25 protein-coding genes are annotated in these 25,141 nt (G+C 43.1%); 15 read left to right on the forward strand and 10 right to left on the reverse strand.

What is annotated here, in order from left to right; genetic code table 11:
• Positions 1 to 52 precede the first annotated feature (52 nt).
• The 4 genes from QXL29_03455 to QXL29_03470 all read left to right on the forward strand — a co-directional run bounded on the left by QXL29_03455 (position 53) and on the right by QXL29_03470 (position 5,722).
• Positions 53 to 1,063, forward strand: coding sequence for an alcohol dehydrogenase catalytic domain-containing protein (locus tag QXL29_03455; GenBank protein MEM2283650.1), 1,011 nt, complete (start codon positions 53 to 55; stop codon positions 1,061 to 1,063).
• A gap of 112 nt (positions 1,064 to 1,175) precedes the next feature.
• A complete protein-coding gene (locus QXL29_03460) occupies positions 1,176 to 1,988 on the forward strand; it encodes an energy-coupling factor transporter transmembrane component T (GenBank protein ID MEM2283651.1) in 813 nt (270 codons plus the stop codon).
• A gap of 1 nt (position 1,989) precedes the next feature.
• On the forward strand, positions 1,990 to 3,714 hold the full coding sequence (locus tag QXL29_03465) for an energy-coupling factor transporter ATPase (protein ID MEM2283652.1): 1,725 nt from the start codon (positions 1,990 to 1,992) through the stop codon (positions 3,712 to 3,714).
• Positions 3,715 to 4,435: 721 nt separating this feature from the next.
• The gene (locus QXL29_03470; protein MEM2283653.1) at positions 4,436 to 5,722 is read left to right on the forward strand and encodes a glycerate kinase; all 1,287 of its coding nucleotides are present in this window, start codon (positions 4,436 to 4,438) and stop codon (positions 5,720 to 5,722) included.
• A gap of 54 nt (positions 5,723 to 5,776) precedes the next feature.
• Here QXL29_03470 and QXL29_03475 read toward each other — a convergent pair whose 3' ends face one another.
• The 3 genes from QXL29_03475 to QXL29_03485 form a co-directional block, all read right to left on the reverse strand.
• Positions 5,777 to 7,231 (reverse strand): NosD domain-containing protein, encoded by a 1,455-nt coding sequence (locus QXL29_03475; protein ID MEM2283654.1) that lies wholly within the window; start codon positions 7,229 to 7,231, stop codon positions 5,777 to 5,779.
• A gap of 98 nt (positions 7,232 to 7,329) precedes the next feature.
• Positions 7,330 to 8,310 (reverse strand): alpha/beta hydrolase, encoded by a 981-nt coding sequence (locus QXL29_03480; protein ID MEM2283655.1) that lies wholly within the window; start codon positions 8,308 to 8,310, stop codon positions 7,330 to 7,332.
• Between the two features lie 126 nt (positions 8,311 to 8,436).
• Positions 8,437 to 9,063, reverse strand: a complete 627-nt coding sequence (locus tag QXL29_03485) for a hypothetical protein (GenBank protein ID MEM2283656.1) — start codon at positions 9,061 to 9,063, stop codon at positions 8,437 to 8,439.
• A gap of 23 nt (positions 9,064 to 9,086) precedes the next feature.
• Between QXL29_03485 and QXL29_03490 the strand changes: the two genes are divergently transcribed.
• Positions 9,087 to 9,389 carry a histidinol dehydrogenase gene (locus QXL29_03490; protein ID MEM2283657.1) on the forward strand — a complete coding sequence of 101 codons (303 nt, stop codon included), beginning with the start codon at positions 9,087 to 9,089 and terminating at the stop codon, positions 9,387 to 9,389.
• A gap of 24 nt (positions 9,390 to 9,413) precedes the next feature.
• On the opposite strand, the gene gyaR is transcribed toward QXL29_03490, so the two are convergent.
• From gyaR to QXL29_03505, 3 genes are all read right to left on the reverse strand, one after another.
• Positions 9,414 to 10,421 (reverse strand): glyoxylate reductase, encoded by a 1,008-nt coding sequence (gene gyaR / locus QXL29_03495; GenBank protein ID MEM2283658.1) that lies wholly within the window; start codon positions 10,419 to 10,421, stop codon positions 9,414 to 9,416.
• Between the two features lie 99 nt (positions 10,422 to 10,520).
• Positions 10,521 to 11,189: a 2,5-diamino-6-(ribosylamino)-4(3H)-pyrimidinone 5'-phosphate reductase gene (locus QXL29_03500; GenBank protein MEM2283659.1), complete on the reverse strand. Its 669-nt coding sequence runs from the start codon at positions 11,187 to 11,189 to the stop codon at positions 10,521 to 10,523.
• A complete protein-coding gene (locus QXL29_03505) occupies positions 11,140 to 12,300 on the reverse strand; it encodes an amidohydrolase family protein (protein MEM2283660.1) in 1,161 nt (386 codons plus the stop codon). Before QXL29_03505 ends, QXL29_03500 begins: the two co-directional genes overlap by 50 nt.
• Before the next feature lie 89 nt (positions 12,301 to 12,389).
• Between QXL29_03505 and QXL29_03510 the strand changes: the two genes are divergently transcribed.
• Positions 12,390 to 13,382, forward strand: coding sequence for a nucleotidyltransferase domain-containing protein (locus tag QXL29_03510; protein MEM2283661.1), 993 nt, complete (start codon positions 12,390 to 12,392; stop codon positions 13,380 to 13,382).
• A gap of 23 nt (positions 13,383 to 13,405) precedes the next feature.
• Here the strand turns inward: QXL29_03510 and QXL29_03515 are convergent, their stop codons facing one another.
• Positions 13,406 to 13,882 (reverse strand): biotin/lipoyl-containing protein, encoded by a 477-nt coding sequence (locus tag QXL29_03515; GenBank protein MEM2283662.1) that lies wholly within the window; start codon positions 13,880 to 13,882, stop codon positions 13,406 to 13,408.
• Positions 13,883 to 13,991: 109 nt separating this feature from the next.
• Here QXL29_03515 and QXL29_03520 point away from each other — a divergent pair, with 109 nt between their 5' ends.
• Positions 13,992 to 15,566 (forward strand): acyl-CoA carboxylase subunit beta, encoded by a 1,575-nt coding sequence (locus tag QXL29_03520; protein ID MEM2283663.1) that lies wholly within the window; start codon positions 13,992 to 13,994, stop codon positions 15,564 to 15,566.
• Positions 15,567 to 15,771: 205 nt separating this feature from the next.
• A complete protein-coding gene (asnS, locus tag QXL29_03525) occupies positions 15,772 to 17,073 on the forward strand; it encodes an asparagine--tRNA ligase (GenBank protein MEM2283664.1) in 1,302 nt (433 codons plus the stop codon).
• A 10-nt stretch (positions 17,074 to 17,083) separates the two neighbouring features.
• On the opposite strand, the gene QXL29_03530 is transcribed toward asnS, so the two are convergent.
• The gene (locus QXL29_03530) at positions 17,084 to 17,539 is read right to left on the reverse strand and encodes an NUDIX hydrolase (GenBank protein MEM2283665.1); all 456 of its coding nucleotides are present in this window, start codon (positions 17,537 to 17,539) and stop codon (positions 17,084 to 17,086) included.
• A gap of 74 nt (positions 17,540 to 17,613) precedes the next feature.
• Between QXL29_03530 and QXL29_03535 the strand changes: the two genes are divergently transcribed.
• The 6 genes from QXL29_03535 to QXL29_03560 all read left to right on the forward strand — a co-directional run bounded on the left by QXL29_03535 (position 17,614) and on the right by QXL29_03560 (position 23,629).
• Positions 17,614 to 18,933, forward strand: a complete 1,320-nt coding sequence (locus QXL29_03535) for a pyridoxal-phosphate dependent enzyme (GenBank protein MEM2283666.1) — start codon at positions 17,614 to 17,616, stop codon at positions 18,931 to 18,933.
• An 80-nt stretch (positions 18,934 to 19,013) separates the two neighbouring features.
• Positions 19,014 to 19,751, forward strand: a complete 738-nt coding sequence (locus QXL29_03540; protein ID MEM2283667.1) for an ECF transporter S component — start codon at positions 19,014 to 19,016, stop codon at positions 19,749 to 19,751.
• Positions 19,751 to 21,019 (forward strand): ABC transporter ATP-binding protein, encoded by a 1,269-nt coding sequence (locus QXL29_03545; GenBank protein ID MEM2283668.1) that lies wholly within the window; start codon positions 19,751 to 19,753, stop codon positions 21,017 to 21,019. Before QXL29_03540 ends, QXL29_03545 begins: the two co-directional genes overlap by 1 nt.
• Positions 21,006 to 21,698, forward strand: a complete 693-nt coding sequence (locus tag QXL29_03550) for a hypothetical protein (protein MEM2283669.1) — start codon at positions 21,006 to 21,008, stop codon at positions 21,696 to 21,698. The genes QXL29_03545 and QXL29_03550 overlap by 14 nt, the downstream gene beginning before the upstream one ends.
• Before the next feature lie 64 nt (positions 21,699 to 21,762).
• Positions 21,763 to 22,143, forward strand: a complete 381-nt coding sequence (locus QXL29_03555) for a thioesterase family protein (GenBank protein ID MEM2283670.1) — start codon at positions 21,763 to 21,765, stop codon at positions 22,141 to 22,143.
• 397 nt (positions 22,144 to 22,540) lie between these two features.
• Entirely contained in the window at positions 22,541 to 23,629 is a 1,089-nt protein-coding gene (locus QXL29_03560) for a tyrosine--tRNA ligase (protein MEM2283671.1), read from the forward strand.
• Positions 23,630 to 23,726: 97 nt separating this feature from the next.
• Here QXL29_03560 and QXL29_03565 read toward each other — a convergent pair whose 3' ends face one another.
• Positions 23,727 to 24,080, reverse strand: coding sequence for a hypothetical protein (locus QXL29_03565; GenBank protein ID MEM2283672.1), 354 nt, complete (start codon positions 24,078 to 24,080; stop codon positions 23,727 to 23,729).
• A 129-nt stretch (positions 24,081 to 24,209) separates the two neighbouring features.
• Here QXL29_03565 and QXL29_03570 point away from each other — a divergent pair, with 129 nt between their 5' ends.
• Complete coding sequence (locus QXL29_03570) at positions 24,210 to 24,389, forward strand: CopG family transcriptional regulator (protein MEM2283673.1); 180 nt, start codon at positions 24,210 to 24,212, stop codon at positions 24,387 to 24,389.
• 24 nt (positions 24,390 to 24,413) lie between these two features.
• On the opposite strand, the gene QXL29_03575 is transcribed toward QXL29_03570, so the two are convergent.
• Positions 24,414 to 25,073: an MBL fold metallo-hydrolase gene (locus tag QXL29_03575; GenBank protein MEM2283674.1), complete on the reverse strand. Its 660-nt coding sequence runs from the start codon at positions 25,071 to 25,073 to the stop codon at positions 24,414 to 24,416.
• Between the last annotated feature and the right edge of the window lie 68 nt (positions 25,074 to 25,141).

A 25,141-nucleotide genomic window follows, 5' to 3' on the forward strand; every position in this document is an offset into this window, starting at 1 on the left:
TAAGTCTTCGTTTTTAATTATTTCATGACTACTTAATCGCGGGCGAGTTAAGATGAAAGCTCTACTCCTCTACTCACCAGGTGTTTTGAGATTAACAGATGTTCCTGACCCTGTATTAGGTGAGAATCAAGTATTGATTAAAGTCGAGAGGTCAGGTATCTGCGGTACTGATAAGGCTTTCTACAAGGGAACCTACAGACCTGGTAAAACACCGATAATACTGGGTCATGAAGTTTCTGGTAGAGTTGTTGATTTGGGCAAGAACGCCAGTATCGATAAATCTATAATTGGCGCTAGAGTTACTACAGAAATAAACTTCTACTGCGGTAAGTGCTGGTATTGTAGAAATGGTTTACCCACACACTGTCCTTATAGGGAAACCCTAGGTATATCTGTTGACGGTAGTTTCGCAGAGTACGTAGTGAGTAGGCATGATTTAATACACGTAGTAAATGATTTAACACCTCTTCAGGCAGCTTTTGTCGAACCCCTCGCAGCTGTAGTTGAAATGGTTGAGTTGGCGCCACCACAACATAACGCAAACATAGCGGTAATAGGGGTTGGGACTGTAGGGCTTTTAACTTTAGGACTTCTTTCAAGACTCTATGAGCCCAGACTTTTGGTAGCTGTGGCTAGACCAGACACTCCTAAGAGAAACGTAGCTTTCGACATGGGCGCGCACGAAGTATTATCTGGTGAGGAACTAGCAGAGGTGGTTGCTAGAAATACTCCTGAAGGAGCTGGGTTTGATTACGTGGTTGAGGCTTCAGGAACTCCTGAGGGACTTCAAAAAGCTGTCGAGATCGTGAGACCACGTGGTGTCGTAGCAGTCAAGTCTACACACGGCATCCCGACTAAAATTGACGTGACTAAGCTAGTAGTAAAAGAAGCTAGTCTTGTAGGGAGTAGGTGTGGCCCCTTCAAGAAAGCCATAAAACTGTTGAGAGAGGGGGTCATCCAAGTAGAGAAGCTAGTTACTTCAGAGTTTCCCTTAAGTAGAGGCATTGAAGCGTTTGAGAAAAGCTTTGAGAGAAGAGAGATAAAAGTTCACATAATCGCTTGATAGGTAATCTCATGCAACTCCACAGCTACGAGGCTTCCTTTTACTCACACGTTGAAACAATTTTTAAATCCTAATTTCTACTAGGATTATAAGATGTCAGCAGGTGGTTGCAGTGTCTCTTTCGGGACTTTATCTGCCTAGAGATTCTGTGATCCATAAGCTAGATGCTCGTGTTAAATTAGCTTGGTTTATTTTAGCTTTTGCAGCCTCAATAGCTAGTCAGTGGGATGGTTCTGTTTCGGTATTTGTGTATTTATCACTTATAGTAGGGTTGGCGCTTGCTAAGATATCTGTGAAGAGAGCTATTCTAACTATAGTGTATAGTGTAGTGTTCTTTCTAGTAACTACTTTAGTGTGGGCGTCTATGTACCAGGATGTGGGCAACTACATCACTACTTTCCCTCTAATCAATATTAGGTTGACTGACGCAGGACTCTTAGTAGGGACTGGAAAATTCTTCCTCATAGTAAACCCCATCACAGCTTTTTTGCTACTCATGACCACCACCAGGATGTACGATTTGCACTACATAATCACTAAAGCCGGGTTACCGTATAAAGCAGGTTTTATGTTTACTCTAGCCTTAGGTTTACTACCCTACACGTTTACTGAGATAAAAAACATAATTGATGTTCAGAAAGCTAGGGGGCTAGAAGTAGACTCAAGAAACCCTATTAAGAAAATAGTCTACGTAGTGCCGATTTTCGTCCCTCTAGTAATAAGGATGATGAGTTACGTGTGGGACTTAAGCATAGTTTTAAGTGTTAGAGGGTTTGGAGCACACCCCAAGAGATCATACTACTTCTCTCTTAAGTGGGGTAAGAAAGATACGATAGCATTGTCATTGCTAACAGCAATGTATTTATCGATAATATTCCTCAAGCTAACAGGCTTTTCTACTTACTACTTCTTGAGGGGTGTGTGAAGTGTCTACGGTAATCAGTATTGAGGACTTATGGTTTAAATATTTAGCTAGTAGCGAGTGGGTTCTAAAGAACATCAACTTTAAAATGAAAGAGGGTGAGACGGTAGTCATCATGGGTCCTTCAGGCTGTGGTAAGTCGACATTACTGTATGTTCTAGTCGGGATGATACCGCACGTGATAAGGGGGGAATTAAGAGGTAAGGTGAACGTTCTAGGAATGAACGTTGAGGAGGTGAGGCCTGAAATACTTAGTAGGCACATAGGCTTTGTTTTCCAGAACCCTGAACTCCAGGTCATAATGCCTACTATTCTTGAGGAGTTAGTATTCGGGTTAGAGAATTTAAACTTAAACAGAGAAGAAATTGAAAGACGAGTGACTGAAGTCCTAGATTTTATTGGATTTAGAGGAAGAGAGTTTGAGGACCCGCACGCCTTGAGTTCCGGGGAGAAGCAGGTGCTAGCTATCGCGTCAGTACTTGCTTTAAGACCTAAAATCCTCGTTTTAGACGAACCTACTTCTATGTTAGATCACGTAGGTACCTCTAAGATATTAGGTTTGGTTGAGAAGCTAAAGAGAGAAACGAATCTTTCTCTACTGGTTGTTGAGCATAGGATTGAGTGGATAGCAGAACACGCTGACAGAGTTATCGTAATGAAGGACGGCGAGTTCGTGAGAGAGGGAACACCCAAAGAGATATTCAATGATAAGGAGTTAATTCAAAAGACTGGTGTGAGACCACCTCAAGTCTCTGAAATCTTTTACAAGGTAGCTGAACGCAGACCTCAATTAATTAAGAGTGGGATACCTGTGACGATGAGTGAGGCTCTCAACCTCATAAGTGAGGCAGGGCTTAACACGAACACATTATTTCATCTGGTTCCTGTGGAGGGCGGGTCTGAAAAGCCGTGTGAGGACGTTTTAATTAGTGTTAAGGATCTCTGGTTCAGGTACAGGAAAGATTCGCCGTGGGTTCTTAAGAACATTAACTTAGACATATGTAGGAGGGAGTTCGTAGCTATCATAGGGCATAGTGGTGCAGGAAAAACAACTCTAGTAAAACACTTTAATGGCTTGTTAAAGCCTGTGAGAGGTAATGTGATTGTAGCAGGACGAGATACTAGGAGGGTGCCCACATCCATGCTAGCAAGAGTTGTTGGTATGGTAATGCAGAACCCGGAAGCTCAGTTCTTCGCGAGCACTATATATGAGGAAATGAGCTTCTCTCTTAAGAGGATTGGTTTAAAGAAGGAGGAGATAGAAAGCAGAATTAGAGAGGCTTTTGAAATAGTTGATTTAGTTAAACCATTAGACATATCACCTCACCTCCTCAGTTTTGGCGAGAAACATAGGTTAGCTATAGCTTCAGTGCTTGTTTTAAAGCCTCAAGTACTAGTCTTAGATGAGCCGTTCTCAGGACTTGACTACAAGAGGAGTCTCCAGCTCTTACTAGCTTTAAGAAGATTTGTTGAGGATGGAGGTACTGTAGTCTTAGTAGCGCACGACCTCCAGTTAATCAGTGAAGTAGCTGATAAAGTGGTTGTGTTAGAGAACGGCACTATAAAGCGCATCGGCGCTATGAGAGAAGTCTTAAGTGATGCCGAGTGGCTAAAAACTCAGGGTTTCACACCTCTCCAGTCAGTGTTGCTAGCTAGGGAGGTAGGTCTGAAATCTTTAGTCAAGACTGGCGAGATCTCAGAAGCGCTTGTTAATGCTCTTAAATCTTAACCTCTCTACTACATGAACTGTCTTAGTTCATGAGTCATAAACAAAACCTGATATAAATGTTTGGCAGTTACATATCATTAAAATAGTCTTGATGACCTGATAGTGGTAAAGACGAGCTCCTAGTTACCGTGGAGTGATTTGCATGATTATCTTGAAAATATATTAATTAACAAATATATTAACACGGAGACTAGCATTATAGCTAAACCAACTATTGAGAGCGCTAATCCGCTCGTAATCGTCTTATGTGTATTAGTGCTGGAACATAGATTAAATAGTATAGTCTCTATAGATGGTGTCCACAGGTAATAGGTTTGGCATGGCTACTTCATCCTCGAAGTAGCAGGTAATGTCTGAGGTAACTTTAAAACTCTCTAAAACGTTAGGGGGCTTTTAGGAGCTCGTAGGTAACTGCAGTCGAGAGTAAGCGTAAGCAGGTTTGGGTGCGTAATAGTAAGCTAATAGAGACACCTAGTAGACGAGGAGCTAGTTAGCAATATCGAGATAGGAGAATCGCTGGGTTCGCCACTGACGTGTATGCTCTCACTTTCATCATGTACTTTCGCGTTTTAGTAAACTTGCTAAGCTTTAGATAGAGATATTGTATGGAGATATGACTAATTTACGGGTTTAGAGTAATTTTTAGTTAGGGACTAGTATGGGGTTTATTCGGAATATTAGTGAATTGAGTGTTTCACTACTTCACGAGATTTTATTAGAGGTGGTTGAGGAAGGTTTAGCTAGAGCAGACCCTTACGACGCGGTAATGAGGAATCTTAGTGTAAGGGATGGTAGACTCACTATAGGGGGGTATGAGGTCTCTATTCCTGAACGTGTGCACGTGGTCGGGTTTGGTAAGGCGTCTATGAAGATGTTGGGGGCTCTTCAGGATTTGCTCGGTAAGGTAATTTGTGGTGGTGTTGTAATAACGCCGGATGTTGAGGGTTGGGCTGGTTCTGTGAAGATATTGAGAGGCGATCATCCCTTCCCCACAATCAACACTTTAAAGTCCTCTCTTCACCTACTTGATTATCTAGAAAGAGAGGTTGGAGAGAACGACTTAGTCTTGGTGTTGGTGTCTGGCGGCGGTTCAGCGCTCTTTGAGGTTCCTGAAGATGAGTTGACTCTTGAGGAAGTCTCTGTAGTTACTAAGGAGCTCATGAAGAGAGGCGCTGATATAGTAGAACTCAATACTGTTAGGAAGAAGCTCTCGAGAGTTAAGGGAGGTAAGCTACTCAAGTATGTGAAGGCTCAAAAGATCGTCACGTTGATTATGAGTGACGTAGTAGGTGATAGACTAGACGTAATAGCTTCAGGACCTACAGTACCAGATAACACTTCCTTCAGAGACGCTTACCAAATACTGAAGAAGAAGAATTTATGGGATGATTTACCTCATAAGGTGAGAATATTCATAGAGAGAGGACTAGCTAACGAAGTACCTGACACCCTAAAAGAAGGAGACCCGCTCTTTAATAAGGTTCGTAATTTCATTATAGCTAGTAACCAACTAGTTTTAGAATACTTAAGTTCTACCTTGTCGAGGAGAGGCTTCAACACTATACTACTAACGTCTATGCTTGAGGGAGAAGCTCGCGAGGTCGGCAAAGTTCTTGGTTCTATCGTGAGGAATATCAAGCGTTACTCAAAACCCGTAAGTACGCCGGCCGCAATACTGGCGGGTGGGGAAACCGTAGTCACAGTTAGAGGGAGCGGTGTTGGTGGGAGAAATCAGGAATTGTGTCTCTCATTTACTGCCTCTATTAGGGGATTACGTGACGTAGTAGCTGCTTGTGTGGGGACTGACGGGATAGATGGTGTTAGCCCGGCTGCTGGCGCCGTAGTAGATGGAGAACTCTTCGAGGAAGCTACTAAGAGAGGACTAAGCCCCGAAGAATACTTACTAAATAATGATAGCTACACGTTCTTTCAGATGATGAGGAGAGCCATATATACTGGATACACGGGCACTAACGTTAATGACATATTCGTAGCACTCATAAAATAATATCCAGCAATTCTTTGACTAAACTTAACTTAAAAAGTAGTTAAGTTATCCAACTTATTTTCTTTTAAGAACAAACCCTATTAAGAACCCAACTAATAATAGCATTATACCTGCTACAGCGGTAGCTGTGTAGTCGACTACGAGAGTCTCTACTGGAGATGTCTCTGTAACTTTCACGGTAGTTGCTTCTCTTTCAGTAGTTTTATACGTAAGCACAGATGTAACGGTCTTAGTCTCAGTTTCTGGTGGCAACGTAACTGTTTGTGTTTGAATAGGTGCTGGCGTGATTGTCGTGTACGTATATGTTTCTGTTTGAGTCATTGTGGTGGTGATGGTGGTAGTAATGGTGATAGGCTGAGTCTCGGTAACCGTTACCGTTATTTGCGGGGGCGGGGTTTCTGTCTCTGTAGTTGTTTCGGTTGGTGTTTCTGTAGTCGTTTCTGTGGTTGTCTCTGTCGGTGTCGGCGTCTCTGCACCTAGCAAATATTCTTGGTGCGGCTTCATGAGAGGATACTCATCAATATTATTAGAATCTATTACGTATGGGGTGTCACCAATCCCATTATTATCTAAGTCGCTCCCATTATAATTACTCCAGTAATTACCCATATAACTCGTGAAGTACCTGTCTTCATACGCGAACGCGTACTTGTCGGGAGAATACCAGCGATTAGTACCGGGAGTCCCGTAGATGTCGTAATTATTTGCATTACTGAAAGTATTCAAGTATATCATGTTATCAGAGAGGATCCCTCCTGAGGTTATGGAGAGGTATATCCCGTATGTGTTATTGACGATCGTGTTAAGGAATATTCTATTGTATCTTGCCGGGTTTGTCGTGCCGCGGATTCTAATGCCGTTACCATTATCGACTATTGTGTTGTTAGCTATGGTGTTATTGCTTGCTTCGTTAATGAATATTCCGTATGAGTTAATCCATCCATGTATCTTGTTATACGCGACTGTGACGTTTGACGACCTATACACTCTAATTCCGTAGTAGCCGGTTATTGAGGAGTTTGTCGTTGTTACTATGTTATAAGCGATCGTCACGTTCTGAGAGCCTGCGTAGACGTCTATGCCGTGCCAGTTACCCTCCTGAATTATGATAAATCCTTTAACAACAACGTCATTGGCTTGGATTCTTAAGAGGAAGCCGCTCTTCTTGATGACCACGCTCTCGTCAGGTACTTCAGGTCTCCCAAGAGCTAGGAGTCTTAAGCCGTTTTTGTTTATGATAGTTCCGTTTACTTCAGTGTAGGTTCCTGGTCTAACGCAGATTGTCTGCCCGGGCTGTGCTGCCGTGACAGACATATTTATGCTTGGGTAATTATCTGGCACTATGATGTCGCATTCTGTCTCGTTAGGAGGCACATAACTCAAGAGGTTTAAGGACTGACTAGAGATGCGGGGCTTCCCCACAATGTTTTCGGGGATAGTAGCTGGCGTTGTAACGGATGTTAATACTAGAATAGCTAGCGTTAAAAGCAAAACGTATCTAACGTCCATTAAGTACACCTTCAATATTCCAATTCGCTGGTTAGTTAATAAACGTTTAAGGTATTGATTACCGCGTTTTCTTGAGGACTTGCCAGGATTATCGTCTTTTACGTAATTTCTTTAATGAATTCATCAACTATCTTGAGAAACTCTTCCGGTTTTTCTTCGTGTGGTAGGTGGCCGCACCCACTTATTGTTGCTAGCGTGTGTTTTGACTCATTACTTAACAGATTCACTAGATCTAAGCTACTGCTTAGCGGCACTATCTCGTCGTTTACTCCGTGTATTACCAAGATTGGTTTCTTTAAGTTCTTTAATGAGTTACTTATTTCTAGAAATTCCCCATACTTCATCAACCAGTAGAGTCCTTTGTCCCAGTCTCTAGCTTTTAAAGGGTATTTGTATCCTTCTATGATTTCCTTCGTTAGCATAGACTTATTATACCAAGCTCGATAAAGGATTTGTTCTAGCTGACCTACAAAGCTCCTCACTATTAGAGGTCCGTATTTGTCAGCTAAAGGCATCGAGTAAAAGATGTTTTCAAGCAAGCTCTTCTGCCTTGCTCTCCACGCTGGAGCAACCAGCACTAGAGCCTCAACGATCTCTGGGTGTTCCAGTGTTATGAGGAGAGCCAGCCCCCCGCCTGCAGAGTGCCCTATCAGTACTGCGCTACTGACGTTGAGTTTCTTCAGGAGCTCGTAAGTTAGTTTTACTTGCCCCTCAGTAGAGTATGGGTTGAAGCTGAGTGAAGCTGGGTCTGCCCTCTCAGTGAGTCCGAATCCAGGCCTGTCAAAAGCTATGACTCTACCATACTTAGTCAAATTACTCATTACATCTCTCCAGCTAAAAACGCTTGCTCCGAACCCGTGAAGAAGAACGAAAGTCATGTTACCTTTACCGGGTACCTCAACGTAATGTACTCTAACCCCCTCGACACTCACGAACTTACTGTACTCTAGAGCTAAAGATTCAACAGGCTCCCCTACAGGGGGTACTGGCAAGAGATACAAAACTGTCATGATAAGTAGCAAGACCAGAATTATTTTGAAAGATTTCTTCTTAGTGAGAGATCTTAACTTATTCTTCATGAGGACACCAAATAATACTATACTGTACTCTTAAGAAGTCAGGCCACAGTAAGTAATCGTTTAGGCAAACACACGACTTACGCCTAGGGAAACTAATTAAATACTTAAAAAGCGCGGTGTTCTAACTTACTTTTCTATAGGTCTGCCGTCAATGTCTAGCAATTGCTTCGGCGGGTCTTTCTTTTGTGTTAGTAGTGAGGTTATAACAAACACTGCTGCTCCTATAGGTATTACGAAGGGTCCTGGAGCGTATATAGCCAGCCATATGTCTTCAGTTTGCTGGTAGAAGTAGTATATGAAGGGTATCCAGAGAACCACATTAGTTACTACACTAGCTATGGCACCCGTTCTGTTGGCTTTCTTCCAGTATATGCCGAAGATGAAAGGTATAGCCTGAACGAAGAGTATTAAGTACCAGGCTATCTGTGTGAGGAAGTATATTGTGGCTGCCCATAAAGCAATGGCTAGCGAAACGAAAGCTGAGACTAGAACTAAGACTCTAGTTAGAAGGAGTTTTGTTTTTTCGCTCATGTTGGGGCGCACCATAGGTATTAAGTTATTCACGATTACTGAAGGAGGTATTATTAGTGAGCTGTCAGCACTACTCATTATGAGTGCTAGCAAGCCTACCGTGAATAACGCGAAGAGAGGAGCTGGTAACAGATTTAGTGCTAGGGTAGGTATGACTAGATTAGGGTCTTCTATCTCAGTTATTATTAGTCTAGCCCAAATACCGATTAGAGGGCCTATCATACCTAGAGATACTCACCAACAACGTGAGCAAAGCCCTCAACATATTAAGTAGGGTGAGAAACGCTGGCTCGATATTCTTAGGTAACAATACTCCAGTAGCAATGGGTGACTACATAACAGGAGCTAATCACACACTACCTACAGGAGGTAACGCCGCTACACGAGGTAGTCTAAGCGTTTTTGATTATATAAAAATAATAGACGTTCAGATAGTGAATGAGGAAGGCATTAAGAAGTTAGGTCCTCACGCTATCACGATAGCTAGTTCTGAGGGGCTCTACAATCACGCCGAATCTATCAAAGTGAGGTTGTCTAAGATTAGCTAGCGGGAAAATAAATCTTTACTTTGTTTAAAATCCTGGAGCCCTCACTTTAGTTACTTCTTTATTCACTAGGTTTGGTGGTATTCTTTTCTCGTAGAAAGCGATAAGGTTCTCAGCAACTGTTTCCGCCATACCGTGTCTTGCTTCGTACGTGGCGCTGGCCGCGTGTGGTGCTAAGACGACGTTCTTGAACGCTGTTAGTGGGTGGTTTGGTGGTAGTGGTTCTTCTTCGTATACGTCTAGTCCTGCTCCTGCTATCCATCCTTCATTTAATGCTTTTATTAGTGCTTTAGTGTCTACTACGGCTCCTCTAGAAGTATTTATTAGTATTGCGTTCTTCTTCATCAACTTCAACAAACCCTCACTAACCAAACCCCTAGTCTCAGAAGTAAGAGGAACATGAACACTAACAACATCAGATTCTCTGAAGAGGTTCTCTAGCTCTCTATACTCAATATCTAGCTCTCTCTCAGTCTCTATGTCTCTCCTTATATCGTAATACACTACTCTCATACCAAAGCCCTTAACTCCTATCTCAGCTACTCTCTTCCCGATTCTCCCTAAGCCTACTATGCCTAAAGTCTTGCCTCGTAACTCAGTACCTAAAAGCATTTTAGGATGCCAAGCAGTCTTAAGTCTCCACCATTCACCAAATCTCACGAAAATATCTCCTTCAACAACTCTCCTAGCAGTGGCTAGTATGAGAGCCCAAGTAAACTCTGCTGTCGCTTCAGTTAAAACTCCCGGGGTATTTGTCACGTATATGCCGAGTCTAGTAGCACACTCTAGGTCTATGTTATCAAATCCTACAGCTAACTGAGCTACTATCCGTAACTTAGGAGATGAGGAAAGTAACTCACAGTCTATCTGGTCACTAAGTAGGGAGACTAATGCGTCAACTTCCTTAACCTTATTGAGTAACACTTCACGCGGAGTAGCTTGATACCTGTCCCAAACTTCAACCTCATAATATTGTGAGATCTTGTGCACAACATCATCAAATAGTTCTCTAGTTATGAAGACTTTAGGTCTCATTAAACACCCCTCAATAAATTTTATACTAAGGAAATACTTTAATATGACGCCCGGGTTAAGCACTACACGACTTCTGTTCTTGTTTTAGAGGGCTGAGAACTAGTCTGCAACTCTATATATTAAGTGTATTTCATCTCCACACTCGCAGACCTTATGACTAACTAGTTTTAGTCTTAACCACTCACTAGAGTTGCCGAAGCCTTCTCCCCCAACTAGAGACACTGAATTCCTTCCTCCTATAACGTAGGGAGAGACAGTTATTCTAAACTCATCTACGAGTCTCTGTGAGGTCAGAGACCATAATAGGGTGCCTCCCCCCTCAACAAGCAAGTCTCTCAAGTTTTTCTCGTACAGTATCTTCAGCGCTTTACTCATGTCTACTTGTGTTGACTCACTCTCTATGATCACTATGTCTACTCCTAATCTCCTCAACTGATCTATTTTTCCTGTGTCGGCTGCGGAAGAAGTTACTATGATTGTCGGTGCTACACTCACATCAAGAACTTTCGCGTTAAGAGGTATTTTCAGAGAACCGTCGACAACTACTCTCACAGGATTTCTTCCTTCAACGAGCCTGACAGTGAGTTGAGGGTTATCTCTGATGACTGTGTTAGCGCCAACCATTACACCATCAACTATAGACCTCATAGAGTGTAGTCTTAACTTATCATAAGGACAACTAAGTCTTGAGTCACCGGTTTTCGAAGCTATCTTGCCATCAACCGACATAGTCGCGTAGACTCTCACGTAAGGTCTTCTCAAGCTCATCACCTACGTACTTAAACCTACCACCAAGCATGAGAGCAGTAACTAACTCATATCCTCCCCTCTTAACTAAAGCTAGGTGCTTATTATGTGCTCTCTCGAGAGGGGTACCTGAATACTTCAGAAACAATACGTTAGCGGCACCCCCCTCAACCAAGTAGTTCTGCACGCCCACTGGATTAGTGTTGGTCAGGGCTTTGAGGACCCAGACTGGGTCATTAACTCCTACGTTACGTGCTAGAAGTAAGAGTAGCTCGCCCTCCCTCCACAAGTCGGGCTTAATCCAGCCTAAGTTGTCTGTGCCTAAAGCTACGTCTACTCCTAACTCATAAATACTCTTCAACTTAGGTAAGCCAGACATGAACCATAAGTTAGACCTAAGACATAAGACTAACGTAATTCTTAAGTCCTTAAGAAGCTGAAGTTCTTCAGGGTCTAGCCAGACTCCGTGGATTACTGCGTCAGGCCTGCCAGCACTCAGAAGCTTCTCTAAGTCTCTCTCTTCATGTGTGTCTTTAGTTTCTGAGACATGTGAGTGAATTAATTTGCCTGAACTTCTAGCTAATCTGAAAATAAATCTCAAATCTTCTAGAGTGAAGTAATGCGGTGATGAGATTCCGACACCGTCCGAGTACGTGATTACCTCTCCTACCTCACGACTCACTTCCTCATGTCTTGAAGGCATACTAAGAACGTAGTGAGTCTTGATTTTAGTGTTGCCTAGCTTAAGGTTTTTTACCCCCAACTCACGAAACTCAGCTATGTATCCTACGCCTGAACTCAACGTATATTCTATAGCCTCACTCACTACCGAGCTCAATAAGCTGGTTCCTGCTTTACTGAGTACCAGGTATTTAAGCCCATAAGGCTCTCCGACAACAGAGTCTATATCTAGGTCCCAGCCAACCTCAGGGCTTACGTGATCTAATATGTGAGTGTGCATGTTTGCTAGAGGAGGCATGATTACGTGACCACGCATGTCGTAAGCTCCTCCAGCCCCACGAGATACGCTATGGATTCTGTCCCTCTCAATGACTAGCGTGAGAGGACCCTCAACAAACTCTAGTGAGGGCCCTAAGAATCCTCCAGCTACGGTAATACTGAGTTCTTTCATTTACTAGACCTAAGGATATTGCTTAACTCAGAGTTATAACTTGTTATACTAAACTTATATTGGTGATGACGCGGGACTGGATGATTTAGATGATTAGTAGCGAACCGTCTGAGGATAGGAGTTTTCTAGACCATGACTTAGTAGTTGACCGAGATAAGAGGATATATCTAGTCGTCGGAAACACTCACCCTAACGGCTTAGTAGTTGCTTACCTTAAGTACGTCCCTTCAAAAAAACCCACTATGTGGGGTAAGGGAGGTACTTACTATGAGAGGATTCTTAGAGAATACAGCGTTGAGGAGGTTTTACGAGTTTCTTCGGAAGTAGGGGCACAGTTTTATGACCCGACACTAGGGGTTTCTATACCTGTAGTCAAGACCTCGGAAGTTAAGGAATGGCTTAAGCCGGAAGAAAAGCTAGAGAGATTAAGGAGACGTGCTGATGATCTTATTGAGTTAGTTAGTGTTGAAGTGTCAGACATTATTAGCGACCTCACTGGATTGAGTGCCGGTAGTATGGGTGTTACAGGATCTGTTCTCGCAGGGATTCACGGCCCTCACTCAGACGTAGACCTAGTTATTTACGGTTGTAGAGAGGCTTTAGAATTTGTTCAAGCAAGTCTAGAGATAGGTAAGTTACCTGAGGAAAAAATCGCGGCTAAGGTCTTAGAAAATTCTAGAGTGTTGGGAATAGAGCCTGAAATGTACGTCAGGATAATCCCGCCTTATAAGTTCACGTGTTTTAAAGGGGTGCCAATAACCTTCGCGTTCGTTGAGAAGAGGAACTACAGGTATGGTGAGTTAGTTTTAAGACCTCTCAAGCCTGTAAGCCTTGTAGTCGAGGTTATCGGTGGAGACTGTAGGTCTCTTTTTTACCCCTCAAGAACTCGAGTTGACAGGGTTCTTGAGGGGCCTAGAGTTAGGGAAGTGATTAGCTACGAGGCGGAATACAACTACCTCCTGTATAGAGGAGGACTATTAAAGATTTCCGGAATGCTTGAGGAATCAATGCCGGATAGCGAATACTACGTGGTTGTTGGCGGGAGAGAGAATAAGGGTTACGTGGTGCCGTACGGGGTCTAAGAAGCTCGTGCTCTCCACGAATCTTACTTAATTAAAGCTATTTTATCGCCTACGTTTATCGTGTCTCCCGGTCTCACGTAAATCTTCTCTACTGTCCCGTTCCTCGGAGATTTTATTTCTAGCTCCATCTTCATAGACTCTATCGTGACTACAGTATCTCCAACGCCTACTTTAGAGCCTTCTGTGACTAATACTTTAAGTATTCTCCCAGGGATCTCTGAAGAGATTATCGTAGCTCCCGAAGGAACTTCAGGACCTCTTATCTCGAGTACTTGCTCTAGCCCTGTTTCTACTAACGAGGTTCCTTGTGTGGCCTCACTCCCTGGCGGCGCCTCAACCTCACTGATTTTGGGTTCTTGAATAATTTCAGCTTCGCTACTAACTCTAACTATTATGTCTTTGTTATTAACTTTAACTAAGTAAGTGCCATTACTGCCTTCCCTTATCTCAACCCTGTATTTCTTATCACCAACTTCTACGACATATACTGAGTTGCTCACTTCCGCTCAGCCCATTCATATAGTTACATGATACTCCTTAAAAATAATCAATGAGTCATTATGGATTGTTTTTAATGCCTCCTAACATATATCTGGGAGTTTAAAATTGGTGGAGGAGTCCTTACCTGCTAAGATACTTGAGTTGAGAAAGCTTAAAGAGGAAGCTAAGTTAGGTGGTGGTTTGAAAGCTATTGAAGCACAACATGCTAAGGGCAAACTAACAGCGCGAGAAAGACTTGAATTGCTGTTTGACCCTGGTACTATGCTAGAGTTCGATATGTTAGTGACTCACAGAGCTACGGAGTTCGGCATGGCTGAGAGAAGAGCTTACGGTGATGGGGTAGTCACTGTGATGGGTAGAGTCAATAATAGGCCCGTAATAGGGATAGCTCAGGACTTCACGTTTATGGGTGGGTCGCTAGGCGAGATGCATGCAGCGAAGATAGTTAAAGCGATGCAGTACGCCATGTCTGCCGGCATGCCTGTAGTATTCCTTAACGACTCCGGCGGTGCCAGAATACAAGAAGGTGTAGACTCTCTTAAGGGTTATGGAGACATATTCTACATGAACGTCATGGCTTCAGGTGTGGTGCCTCAGATAGCTGTCATAATGGGTCCCTGCGCCGGCGGTGCAGTATACTCTCCAGCACTCATGGACTTCGTGATAATGGTTGATAAGACTTCCTACATGTTCATAACAGGCCCTAGAGTAGTTAAGGCAGCTATAGGAGAGGAAGTCACGGAGGAGGAGCTAGGCGGCCCCAGAATACACGTGACTAAGAGTGGTGTAGCGCACTTCATAGCCAGAGACGATAAAGAAGCTATAAGCATAGTGAAGAGACTACTTAGTTATCTCCCATCAAACAATATGGAAGCACCGCCCAGAATACTCTCGGGCGATCCTCCAGAGAGGACAGAGGAGAGGCTAAATACTCTCGTTCCTGAAGACCCTCTGAAAGCCTACAACATGTACGAGGTTATTGAGGCAGTCTTTGATAAGGGTTCCTTCTTCGAGGTCTCAAGAGATTACGCTAGAAACGCCATAACAGGGTTTGCAAGACTGAACGGGTGGGTAGTCGGCGTAGTAGCTAACCAGCCAATGGTTCTGACAGGAGCTCTCGACATAAACGCGTCAGACAAGATAACTAGGTTTGTTAGAATACTTGACGCGTTTAACATACCTATAGTCACGTTCGTAGATGTTCCAGGATATATACCTGGCACATACCAAGAACACAACGGCATAATAAGACATGGTGCTAAAGTGCTTTACGCTTACAGTGAGGCGACAGTACCTAAGTTAACCGTTATAGTGAGAAAAGCTTACGGAGGTGCTTACATAGCAATGAGTTCTAGACACTTAGGCGCAGACTTCGTGATAGCCTGGCCCACCGCCGAGATCGCCGTTATGGGTGCTGAAGGAGCTGCCGAGATAATATGGAGAGCTGAGCTCTCCAAAGCTAAGACGCCTGAAGAGAGACAAGAACTACTCAATAAGTTAGCTAACGAATACAAGAATAAATTCCTCCACCCATATATAGCGGCAGCAAGAGGCTACATAGATTCTGTCATAGAACCAGCAGAAACTAGGCCTACGCTAGTGAGAGCTCTTGAGTTTCTCCTTACAAAGCGTGAAGTAAGGTTTAGAATGCCGCCGAAGAAGCACGGCTTGATTCCAATGTAGCGCGAGCTAGATATCAAAGACTACTCGTCATTTTTGTTAATTCTCTTAGTATTGAAAACCTGGAGAAGCATGCTAAACTAATTTCAGCATAAAGTCTTCTCAAGAAAGTTTAGTAGTCAATTAGATGTGGCTAGTGAAAAGCCTTAAGTCATTTAGACACTAAGTTATTTAAGTTCGTGAACTCTAATTTGAGTAGGTAGTGAGGATGTTTCCTAAGACGCCGGATATAACTGAAGTCTTTGAAAAACTTGATGAAGGGTCTGAAGTAGTTATTCGTGGCTGGGTCTATAGGATTTTTAAAGTTGGTGGCAAGATTTTCGCGTGGGTTAGGGATCACTCAGGCTACATCCAGGTTGTTTTTGATAAGAGTTACGTGTCTAGTGACTGGGACTCTGTAGAGAAGCTGACTAGAGAGTCTAGTATTGAGGTTAAGGGTATTGTGAGGGTCGACGCCAGAGCTCCTGGTGGCAAGGAAATAGTAGCTAACAGCTTAGTCGTTTACGGCTACTCACCTCCTTTCCCTATAAAGGGGGGTGAAGACATAGAGTACTTACTCAATGTGAGGCATCTCTGGCTTAGATCTAGGCAGATGATAGCGTTACTTAAGATTAAGCATACGGTGATTCAAGCTTTAAGAGATTGGCTGATAAAGGATGGGTGGTGGGAGACTACACCACCGATACTTACTGGGTCGGCTGTAGAGGGTGGCGCTACTTTATTTGAAGTTAAGTATTTCGACAAGACCGCCTACCTTTCTCAGTCAGCCCAGCTATATCTTGAGGTGTTGATATTCCCACTCAATAAGGTTTGGGCTCTAACACCCTCGTTTAGAGCTGAGAAATCAAGGACTAGAAGACACCTCAGCGAGTACTGGCACTTAGAGGTTGAGGCTGCCTGGTATGATATGGAGGACATGATGAAGGTCGCGGAAGACATCGTTAGCTATGCAGTAGCTAAGACGCTGGAGGAGAGAAAAGAAGAGCTTAAACTCCTCAACAGGGATACTTCTAAGCTTGAGAAAGCTCTTGAGACTCCCTACCCCAAAATAACGTACGACGACGCTATCAGGATTCTTCAGAGGAAAGGCTTCAATATCAAGTGGGGTGATGACTACGGCGCTGACGAAGAGAAGACTTTAACAGAAGATTTTGAAACCCCGTTCTTCGTAACTCACTTTCCTAAACACATAAAAGCCTTCTACATGAAGGAAGATCCTAGCAGGCCTGAAGTAGTGTTAGGATTTGATTTGCTCGCTCCAGAAGGTTATGGCGAGATCATAGGAGGTTCGCAGAGAGAAGATAGCTATGAGAAATTATACAACAGGATAATAGAGGAGGGACTCAACTACCAAGATTACGAGTGGTATCTTGATTTAAGAAAGTATGGGAGCGTACCTCACTCAGGATTCGGATTAGGCGTTGAGCGATTAGTTATGTGGGTTTCAGGGATAGACCACATAAGGGACGCGATACCCTTCCCTAGATGGAGAGGACGCATCTATCCTTAGTTGGGGTTTGTTACTCGTAGACCACGTTAACTATATGTTTCACTTTATTTGTTCCTTCACTCATTATTAGCCGTATTAACTCCTTAGTAGTGTCTGTCAACTCTAGCTTCAAAGCATCACTAAACTTGAAGAACCCTATGCCGAGAGACTCTTCGTTTGCTATAGGCTCACCCTCAGCGTCGGTGACTAGATAATCTAGTATTACGTAGTGATACTTGACGCTGTAGTCTCTCTTCAGTCTTATATACTCAGTTATAGCTAGTAGTGTTGCCTTACTAGCTTTGAGTGAAGTCTCTTCTTCTAACTCCCTAAACAAGGCTACGAGCACCGGTTCTCCTGCCTCTATGTGTCCACCAGGTATCGACCATAAGTTTGGTGAGGGAGGGTACTTCCTCTTAATAAGGAGGATTTCATCATTATTTCTCAGTACTACTGCCCCGACAGCTACTCTAGGCCATTCAGTCATCGTGAATACCTACTAAAGAGTTACAGATTAACGTTTTATCTTTTCATTAAATTACGTCTTAGGTGCTGTGAGAGTTGGGGGTCAGGCTCTGTTGTGTCAAGTGTGGTTATGAGGTGAGTGAGGTCAGGTACGTTGATTACTGCCCTAATTGTGGGGGTCTTTTAATTGCTCGTTCTCCCGAGTCTTTAAGGAGGGGCAGGAGTTCAGGAGTTTGGGCTTGGGGCAGTAGCTTGTACACTTCACGTATGGCGCCAAAAATTACTTTAGGTGAGGGCAACACCCCCCTCATAAAGTCCGTTAAGATTGGGAGAAGTATTGGCTTAACACTGTATTTAAAAGATGAGTCTAAGAATCCTACAGGCTCTTTCATAGACAGGGGTTCTGCTACGCTAGCTACTGCCTTAAAGTATTTTAGGGTCAGGTCAGTAGCAGTCCCTTCAACGGGAGACTTAAGTATATCTGTGTCGACGTATCTGAAGCGCGCCGGGATATCTAGCAGAGCATACATACCGTCTAGTGTCACTTTAAGCAAAGCATACAAAACTCTCTTAGTGAGTGATAAGGTTAGATTTGTTGAGAGCTATGAGGAGGCATTGCTTAAAGCCTTAAAGAGTGCGCAGTTTTACGGCGCGGTAGTACTGCCTACTAACCCTTTCTTGATTGACGGGTACAGAACGGTAGCTATCGAAGTAGTCCACTCGCTAGGTAAGAAAAGACCTCTAGTAATTGTAGTGCCGATAGGAGATGGCGTTCTAGCTATAAGTATTCATTATGTTCTCGAAGATCTGCGAGTCCCGCACAAAATCTTAGGAGTCAGAGCATGTAAAGAATCTCCACTACTGAGAGATATTTACGTTGCTAAACCAATGCTCCAGGAATATCTTAAAAGACTTGAAGACCTGGGCTTCATAGAGGTTGTCAGCGTATGTGATGATGAGGCGCTTGAAGCCAGTGAATTCATAGTTAAGAAGGAAGGCTTCTTAATAGGTCCTGTGGGAGCATCATGTATAGCCGCACTTAAGAAAGTACTTTCTGAAGAGATGAAAGACTTCATTACGGTGGCTTTGATGTCAGGCGATCCGCTGCAAGACCCATACGTTATCAAGGCTCTTCTTGAGAAGACTGTGAAGCCTGAAGAGCACGTAGTAACTCTAGGCTTTACTAAGGTGAAGATCTTAGAGATTCTTGCTTACAGTAATCCAACTCACCCATACATGCTGTGGAAAGAGCTCAAGCAGAAGCACGGACTCGATCTAAGCAGGAGAAGCATCTATAAACATGTAGAGGAACTCATCAACTTAGGCCTACTGAGAGTAGTTGGTTATGAGAAGGTTGAGGGGAGAACTAGGAAGATAGTCTCTATAACAGAATCGGGCTTGAAGCATCTTATGTAATATTAAGAGTTTATAGTGAACCTAATAGTGTATTAGTAGCCTAAAAGCATTCTCACATTATCCTACGTGAGGTGTGGTCAGTGAGTGTGGTTAGAGTCTCTCTCTATACTGCGCTAGTCTTAATAGCTACTATAGTACTCCAAGTATACACGCCCGCTACCCGAGGTTATTTCAACCTTGGTGAGGTAGCTATATATACTGTTGCTGCACTAACCTCGCCGCTCATAGCAGGTGTTGCGGGGGGCGTGGGTTCAGCTTTAGCAGACTTAGTGACTGGCTACGGGATTTTTGCGCCCGGCACATTAGTGATTAAGTTTGTTGAGGGCTTCATAGCGTCGTCACTAATTTCCTCTTTTAGGAAGAGATTATCCCCTTCTAGGGCGCGAGTAGCGTCATTAATTATGGGAGTGCTTTTAGGAGTTCTGATAGCTGGGTTAGGGATAGTTCTTTTCACTGGGGAAGTTGAAGTATACTCTGTACCGCTCAGTGTTATGGGCTTTGAAGTTATAGTGCTTTCTACTAAGTTCTCGCTAGCTACTTGGTTCTGGGTCTTAGTCGGCCTGGCTGTCACTGCTTTAGTAATTTATTTCGTGATCAGAGTTAGGGGTGAAAGCCTGAGTTTCGTAATTCCAGTCTTAATTAGTGGGCTAATAATGGTTACGGGATACTTCCTCTACGAGTACTTCGTTTCTAACCCCCTCCAAGGAATACCTCCTGAAGAAGCTTTCGTTGAAGTTCCTGTTAACTTGGGTCAGGCTTTGGTAGGTCTAGCACTCTCGTCACCTGTTATAACGTTTGTCAATAGAGCTAGAGGGTAGTGCTTAATTTGATGGAATTTAAGGATTTCAACGTATGGATAAACGAGCACCACATACTGAAGGACGTTTCCTTTAGTGTTGGTGAGGACTGCATAGTTTTGTTGATAGGACCTTCAGGTTCTGGGAAATCAACGTTGCTGAAAACATTGAGTGGAGTGATACCATCAGTCATTAAGGGTTTTGTTAAGGGTTTTTCTAGTCCGCCTCTAGAAGTGCTTAAGAAGAAGACCATGTATGTGCATCAAGAGCCTTGGTTTTTTATTTCAACTCCTTATGTTTGGTCAGAGATCGCGGGCTACACCTCGATAAAGTCTCTAAACGACCTCCAAAGAGTTCTCGAAGAGTTCGGACTTGACCGACACGTCAACAGGACTACATATACATTAAGTGCTGGCGAGATTCAGAGACTTGCTTTCGTGATGGCTGTAAATTCCGGGAAGGAAGTAATCCTGTTAGATGAGCCTACTTCTTACCTAGATAAATACAATTCCGAGAACTTAGTGAGGTTTGTCAGTAAGATTAGTAGAGATTACGGCAAAACGTTCGTTATAGTAGATCATGACTTGACACTTTGGAGTGATTACGTGAGTAAGGTCTTGTACCTTAGTGAGGGGAGACTCACTGAGACGTCGGAAAATCCTTTTAAGGAAGTCATTGATTACATGACTCACACGCTAAGACCTCCGAACTCGGGAAATGATGGGTGTCTGAAGATACGTGTTGAGAGCTTCAAGTTTCCTGACTCGAGAGAGCCTCTACTAACTAACATACGTTTTGAAGTCTGTAAGGGGGAAGTAGTAGTTGTTAAGGGTTCTTCCGGGTCTGGGAAGACTACATTACTTAAGTTGATAGCGAGTGGGTGTCTAAAAAATAACGGGGTAGTCAGTTCTGAGGGGAGTCGCTGTAAGGCTGTTTTAGTTCCTGATAATCCCTTACTTTATTTGAGTTCACCTACTCCTGAGGAAGAGGTCGGTGTAGACGGCTTGAAGTATCTTGAGTATTTAGGTATCGGCGGTAAGGCTAGAACTCCTATTATGAAGCTCAGTAGCGGTGAGAGGAGGAGATTAGCTATAGCTTCAGCTCTTTCAAGAGGTTACGAGTATGTCTTTATGGACGAACCTACAGCAGGTCTAGACCCGCTGAATAAGTTAAATGTTATTGAAGCGATTATTAAGGCTGCCGAAATGGGTATAGGCTTTGTGATAGCTTCTCATGACCCCTTCGTAGAGATGATAGCTAATAAGGTGGTATGTGTTGAGCGTTCTTAGGAGAATCACTGAACTTTTAAGACTGTTTACCTCGCTACTGTTTAGATCTATCTTCATTTACGGGGATATTGAGGGGAGGCATGTTCCTCTCATTATTAATCTCGCACTACTAGTTACTCAAATTTTAGTAGCTAGGGGTGGTAGTGAGCGCTTATTATTTGTGCTTGCATCCATCCTGTTCTTATATGTAGTTCGAGGGTCTAGCAAAGTAATTATTTATTCGTGTGTTTTAGCTTTAATACCTACTATGTGGTATTTCGTTGTTTCGCTACCTTTCACGATGAGTTTTTCGATATCAGCTTTAATAGCTTTGAGGGTATTTACTGTGAGTCTATCTTTTCTTTGTTTCTTTTACTTCTTAAATCCTGTAGAGGTTTCGTTCATACTGAGGTTGCTTCGTCTAGAGAACCTGTCTTTATATCCAGCCCTTACTTGGAGGGTAGTACCACATATAATGAGAGATGTGGAGACGGCATTGCTTGTAGGCGAGATGAAGAGAGTAGAAGCTTGGAAGAGTCTAGCTATCGCTGTTTTAACGACTGAAGAGTATGTATCTCTATATGAGGAGGGGTTGTTTAGCAAGCCCGAATATAAGCCTTCCTACAAGTATAGTGTTAAACACACGCTCGCCACTATAGTAGTCTTAATTGCTTTGAGTCTCGTGTTGTTGCTGGGTTGAGTAACGAGGCCACACACATGTTGCTTATAAAATACCTAACATGATATTTAGTTAGTGAGTAGTAATGAGTCTTACACCAGGTATGAAGCACGTGAGGAAATACGTCACAACACAGCAGCATTCTGCAAAGCATGTGGGTTCAGGGAATGTAGAGGTTCTTTCCACTCCTTCTATGATCCTCTTCATGGAGGAGACTTGCCGCATCTTTGCTGATGAACACCTACCCGAAGGCCAGACTACTGTAGGGGTTCACGTAGACGTATATCACGTACGTCCAGCACCAATAGGTAGTGAGGTAGAGATACACTCAACTCTACTACAATCTGATGGCAGGAAACTTATGTTTTGGGTTGAGGCTTGGTGCTCAGGAGCATTAATAGGTTACGGATTTCACGAGAGAGTTGTGGTAGAAAAAGAAAAGTTTTTATCAAAGATTAAGAGCTAATGAAACAATAGTCACTCTGCAAACTATCTTACCCAAGACTGTTTGTATGTTGTTTAGTTTTGGTTTTTCTGGTTATTTGGGTTATTTATGTGGGTTTCGGGAGCTGACGTAAAGGTATATAAGCATCCACGTGTTTTAATAGCTGGGAGCCGATGAGCTGATGAGCCGTTGGCGAGGGACGAGGCTCTGTGAACCGCTCTTCACCGATGGCTCTGGAGACCCCTACGACACCCCTGGAACCGTAGGCAGGGAGAAAAAAGATAAACAGGTGGGATGAACCCGTACCCAGAAAAACCAAAACAACTAAAACAACCAGAAAACTTAGCTAACGGATACGGGAAACCACTCAATACTCTAACTTATTTTTATTGTTCAGCGTTTTAGTTAGGTGGTCTGAGTGGATATTGAATCAAAGATTAGGTTAGTAACTAGAGACGTGGCTGAGGTAGTTACTGTAGAAGAACTGAGAAGTCTTCTTGAGACGGGTGGTGGGTCCGGGTACTTGGGGTTTGAGCCTAGCGGTATCTTTCACGTGGGTTGGTTTGTGTGGGCTCTCAAATTTAAGGACTTGATTGATGCGGGAGTTAAGATGAATCTCCTTGCTGCTACTTGGCATGCGTGGGTCAACGACAAATTAGGTGGTGATATGTCTTTAATCAAGACGGCTGCTAAGCACGTGGTTACGGTGATTGACTCGTTAGGTATCGAAGGGAGGTATAGGCTTGTTTATGCTGAGGACTTAGTCAGCAACCCAGATTACTGGGCTACTTTACTTAAAGTAGCTAAATCAACTAGCTTAGCTAGAGTGAAAAGAGCTCTGACGATACTAGGTAGGAGAGCTGATGAGGGAGAGTCAGACTTTTCTAAGCTGATATACCCGCTCATGCAGGTGACAGACATTTTTGAGTTAGGAGTTGATATAGCGTTGGGAGGAACTGACCAGAGGAAAGCACACATGCTTCAGAGAGATGTTGCCGAGAAGCTGAAGAAGCGTAAAGTTGTAGCTGTTCATACCCACTTAATACCGTCGCTTCAGGGACTTGGTAGAATGGACCTAACAGGCCTTACTGAGGAGGCTCTTGAGGAACTCATAACAGAACATAAGATGAGTAAGTCGAAGCCGGAATCAGCTATTTTCGTGACAGATTCAGACAGTCTCATAAGAGATAAAATACTTAAAGCTTACTGCCCGCCCAAGGTCATTGAAGGCAATCCCGTGATAGAGATAGCTAAACACATAATATTTAGAGGTGAGGAAAAGAGGTTGACGATAGACAGGCCACAGAAGTTCGGAGGCTCTATAGACGTGTGGTCGCAAGAAGAGCTAATTAAGCTGTACACGAGCGGAATGATTCACCCACTTGATCTCAAAAACGCTGTAGCTGATTACTTAATCAACTTTATAAGACCTATACGTGACAAGCTACTGAGTAGTAGAGAATATAAAGAAATGATTGAAGTGATAACGCAGTCTATCTCTAGGTAGTTAGTGAGAAGGGCCGGGGGTGGCCCTCCCCGCATCATAATACCCCGAGACTCGGGGAACTTCAGCGGGGCCAGTAAAATAATATGGTATGAAGTTATTAAGCTTTAACCTGTTGATTCTTGAGAACCGGTCTTCTAGTTCTGGCCAGAAGATTCGGTGACTCCAGCTCTTCTAACCTTCTCTCTAAAGTGTCTAACTTATCTATTAAGTCGTTCATAAGTTTTTCAATCATGTAGATCTTGCCCTTAACGTACGTGAGTTCACCGTCATAATCATTTAGTTTCTGGAGAGTTGGGTTCTCGACTTGTATGTTTCCATAGAGTCCCTGCTTAATGAATATCTTGATTAAGTCTGTTACTTGAATGCCCATACTATTAGCTAGCTGCCGCAACTCTTCATAGAGCTTATCCGGGAGTGACAGATGCACTGTTGGAATAGTCTTCATCCTCAAGAGTAATATTGTAAGAGGAGTATATAAAGTTATCCTACTTCATGTCTTCTGTTTTAAAGAAGAATCTATATGGTGATTATCTACTGTGTATTGAATACTTCCTAAGAGTAATCATTTAATGGTGGCATGATGAGAATAGTGACTTTCAAATTAGATGAGATAACGTTGAGGAAGCTTGATGAGTTAGCTTCTAAGTTAGGTATTTCTAGGTCCGAAATAATAAGGCTAGCACTCCTTAGCTACATGTCGAAAGAAAACATAAGTCCTAAAAAACAGGGAGTTAAGATAAGGCACGTTGTTCTGACTTAAAGAAAAGTACTGTGTTATGTATTCTTATTTCAACGAAAAGACTATAATCTTCGTTTCTATTCGCTCTTCTAACTCCCTTAACATGAAGTCGTATTCTCTACCTACTCTCAAAGTCTCGTAAGGAGAGAGTTTAAGGAAGTAGTCAAGAGGTTTGAGAGGTAGTGTCGTGCCTTCAAGCCAGTAATGCATGGGCACTACAACTTTAGGTCTAATACTTTTAATCAATTCTAAAACTTCCTCAGGTTCTAGAGTGAATGTTCCTCCTACTGGGACGAACGCCACGTGCGGTTCTTTAATTAAATTGATGTCTTGCGGGTCTGGAAGGTCTCCTAAGTCGCCTGTATGAAGGAACTTGACACCATCTACTTCTATTAAGTAGAGGACGTTCCTACCCCTCCTCCTCCCCTTAAACTTGTCGTGGTATGTCTCAATGCCAACTACGTTATGCTTACCTACCTTAAACTCCCCTCTGCGCATGCTAAAGACTTTAGTCTCGCTTCCCTTCTTAACTAGCTGGTAAGCATTATGATCAAAATGGTCGTGAGTTATCAGTATAGCGTCAGCCTTAACACTAGGTGCGGGAAGCCCTATACTAGCTCCGTCGTGAGGGTCGATAACTATAGTGAAGCCTTCTTTATCAACTAACTCGAAACATGCATGACCGTGCCACTTAACTAGAACCATGAAACACCCTCACTAAGACATTCTTCTCGAGAAAAATAAATAGTGACTTGAAGATCGTAGTTAACATT

It is taken from the genome of Zestosphaera sp., from assembly GCA_038843015.1.
In the GTDB taxonomy this organism is placed as follows: Archaea; Thermoproteota; Thermoprotei_A; order Sulfolobales; family NBVN01; genus Zestomicrobium.

Bases quoted from the DNA above. Each gene is read 5' to 3' on its own strand.
- QXL29_03455 (MEM2283650.1), top strand. From the start codon at position 53: ATGAAAGCTCTACTCCTCTACTCACCAGGTGTTTTGAGATTAACAGAT.
- QXL29_03475 (MEM2283654.1), bottom strand. From the start codon at position 7,231: ATGGACGTTAGATACGTTTTGCTTTTAACGCTAGCTATTCTAGTATTA.
- QXL29_03480 (MEM2283655.1), bottom strand. From the start codon at position 8,310: ATGAAGAATAAGTTAAGATCTCTCACTAAGAAGAAATCTTTCAAAATA.
- QXL29_03485 (MEM2283656.1), bottom strand. From the start codon at position 9,063: ATGATAGGCCCTCTAATCGGTATTTGGGCTAGACTAATAATAACTGAG.
- gyaR (MEM2283658.1), bottom strand. From the start codon at position 10,421: ATGAGACCTAAAGTCTTCATAACTAGAGAACTATTTGATGATGTTGTG.
- QXL29_03500 (MEM2283659.1), bottom strand. From the start codon at position 11,189: ATGAGCTTGAGAAGACCTTACGTGAGAGTCTACGCGACTATGTCGGTT.
- QXL29_03505 (MEM2283660.1), bottom strand. From the start codon at position 12,300: ATGAAAGAACTCAGTATTACCGTAGCTGGAGGATTCTTAGGGCCCTCA.
- QXL29_03510 (MEM2283661.1), top strand. From the start codon at position 12,390: ATGATTAGTAGCGAACCGTCTGAGGATAGGAGTTTTCTAGACCATGAC.
- asnS (MEM2283664.1), top strand. From the start codon at position 15,772: ATGTTTCCTAAGACGCCGGATATAACTGAAGTCTTTGAAAAACTTGAT.
- QXL29_03530 (MEM2283665.1), bottom strand. From the start codon at position 17,539: ATGACTGAATGGCCTAGAGTAGCTGTCGGGGCAGTAGTACTGAGAAAT.
- QXL29_03555 (MEM2283670.1), top strand. From the start codon at position 21,763: ATGAGTCTTACACCAGGTATGAAGCACGTGAGGAAATACGTCACAACA.
- QXL29_03570 (MEM2283673.1), top strand. From the start codon at position 24,210: ATGAGAATAGTGACTTTCAAATTAGATGAGATAACGTTGAGGAAGCTT.
- QXL29_03575 (MEM2283674.1), bottom strand. From the start codon at position 25,073: ATGGTTCTAGTTAAGTGGCACGGTCATGCATGTTTCGAGTTAGTTGAT.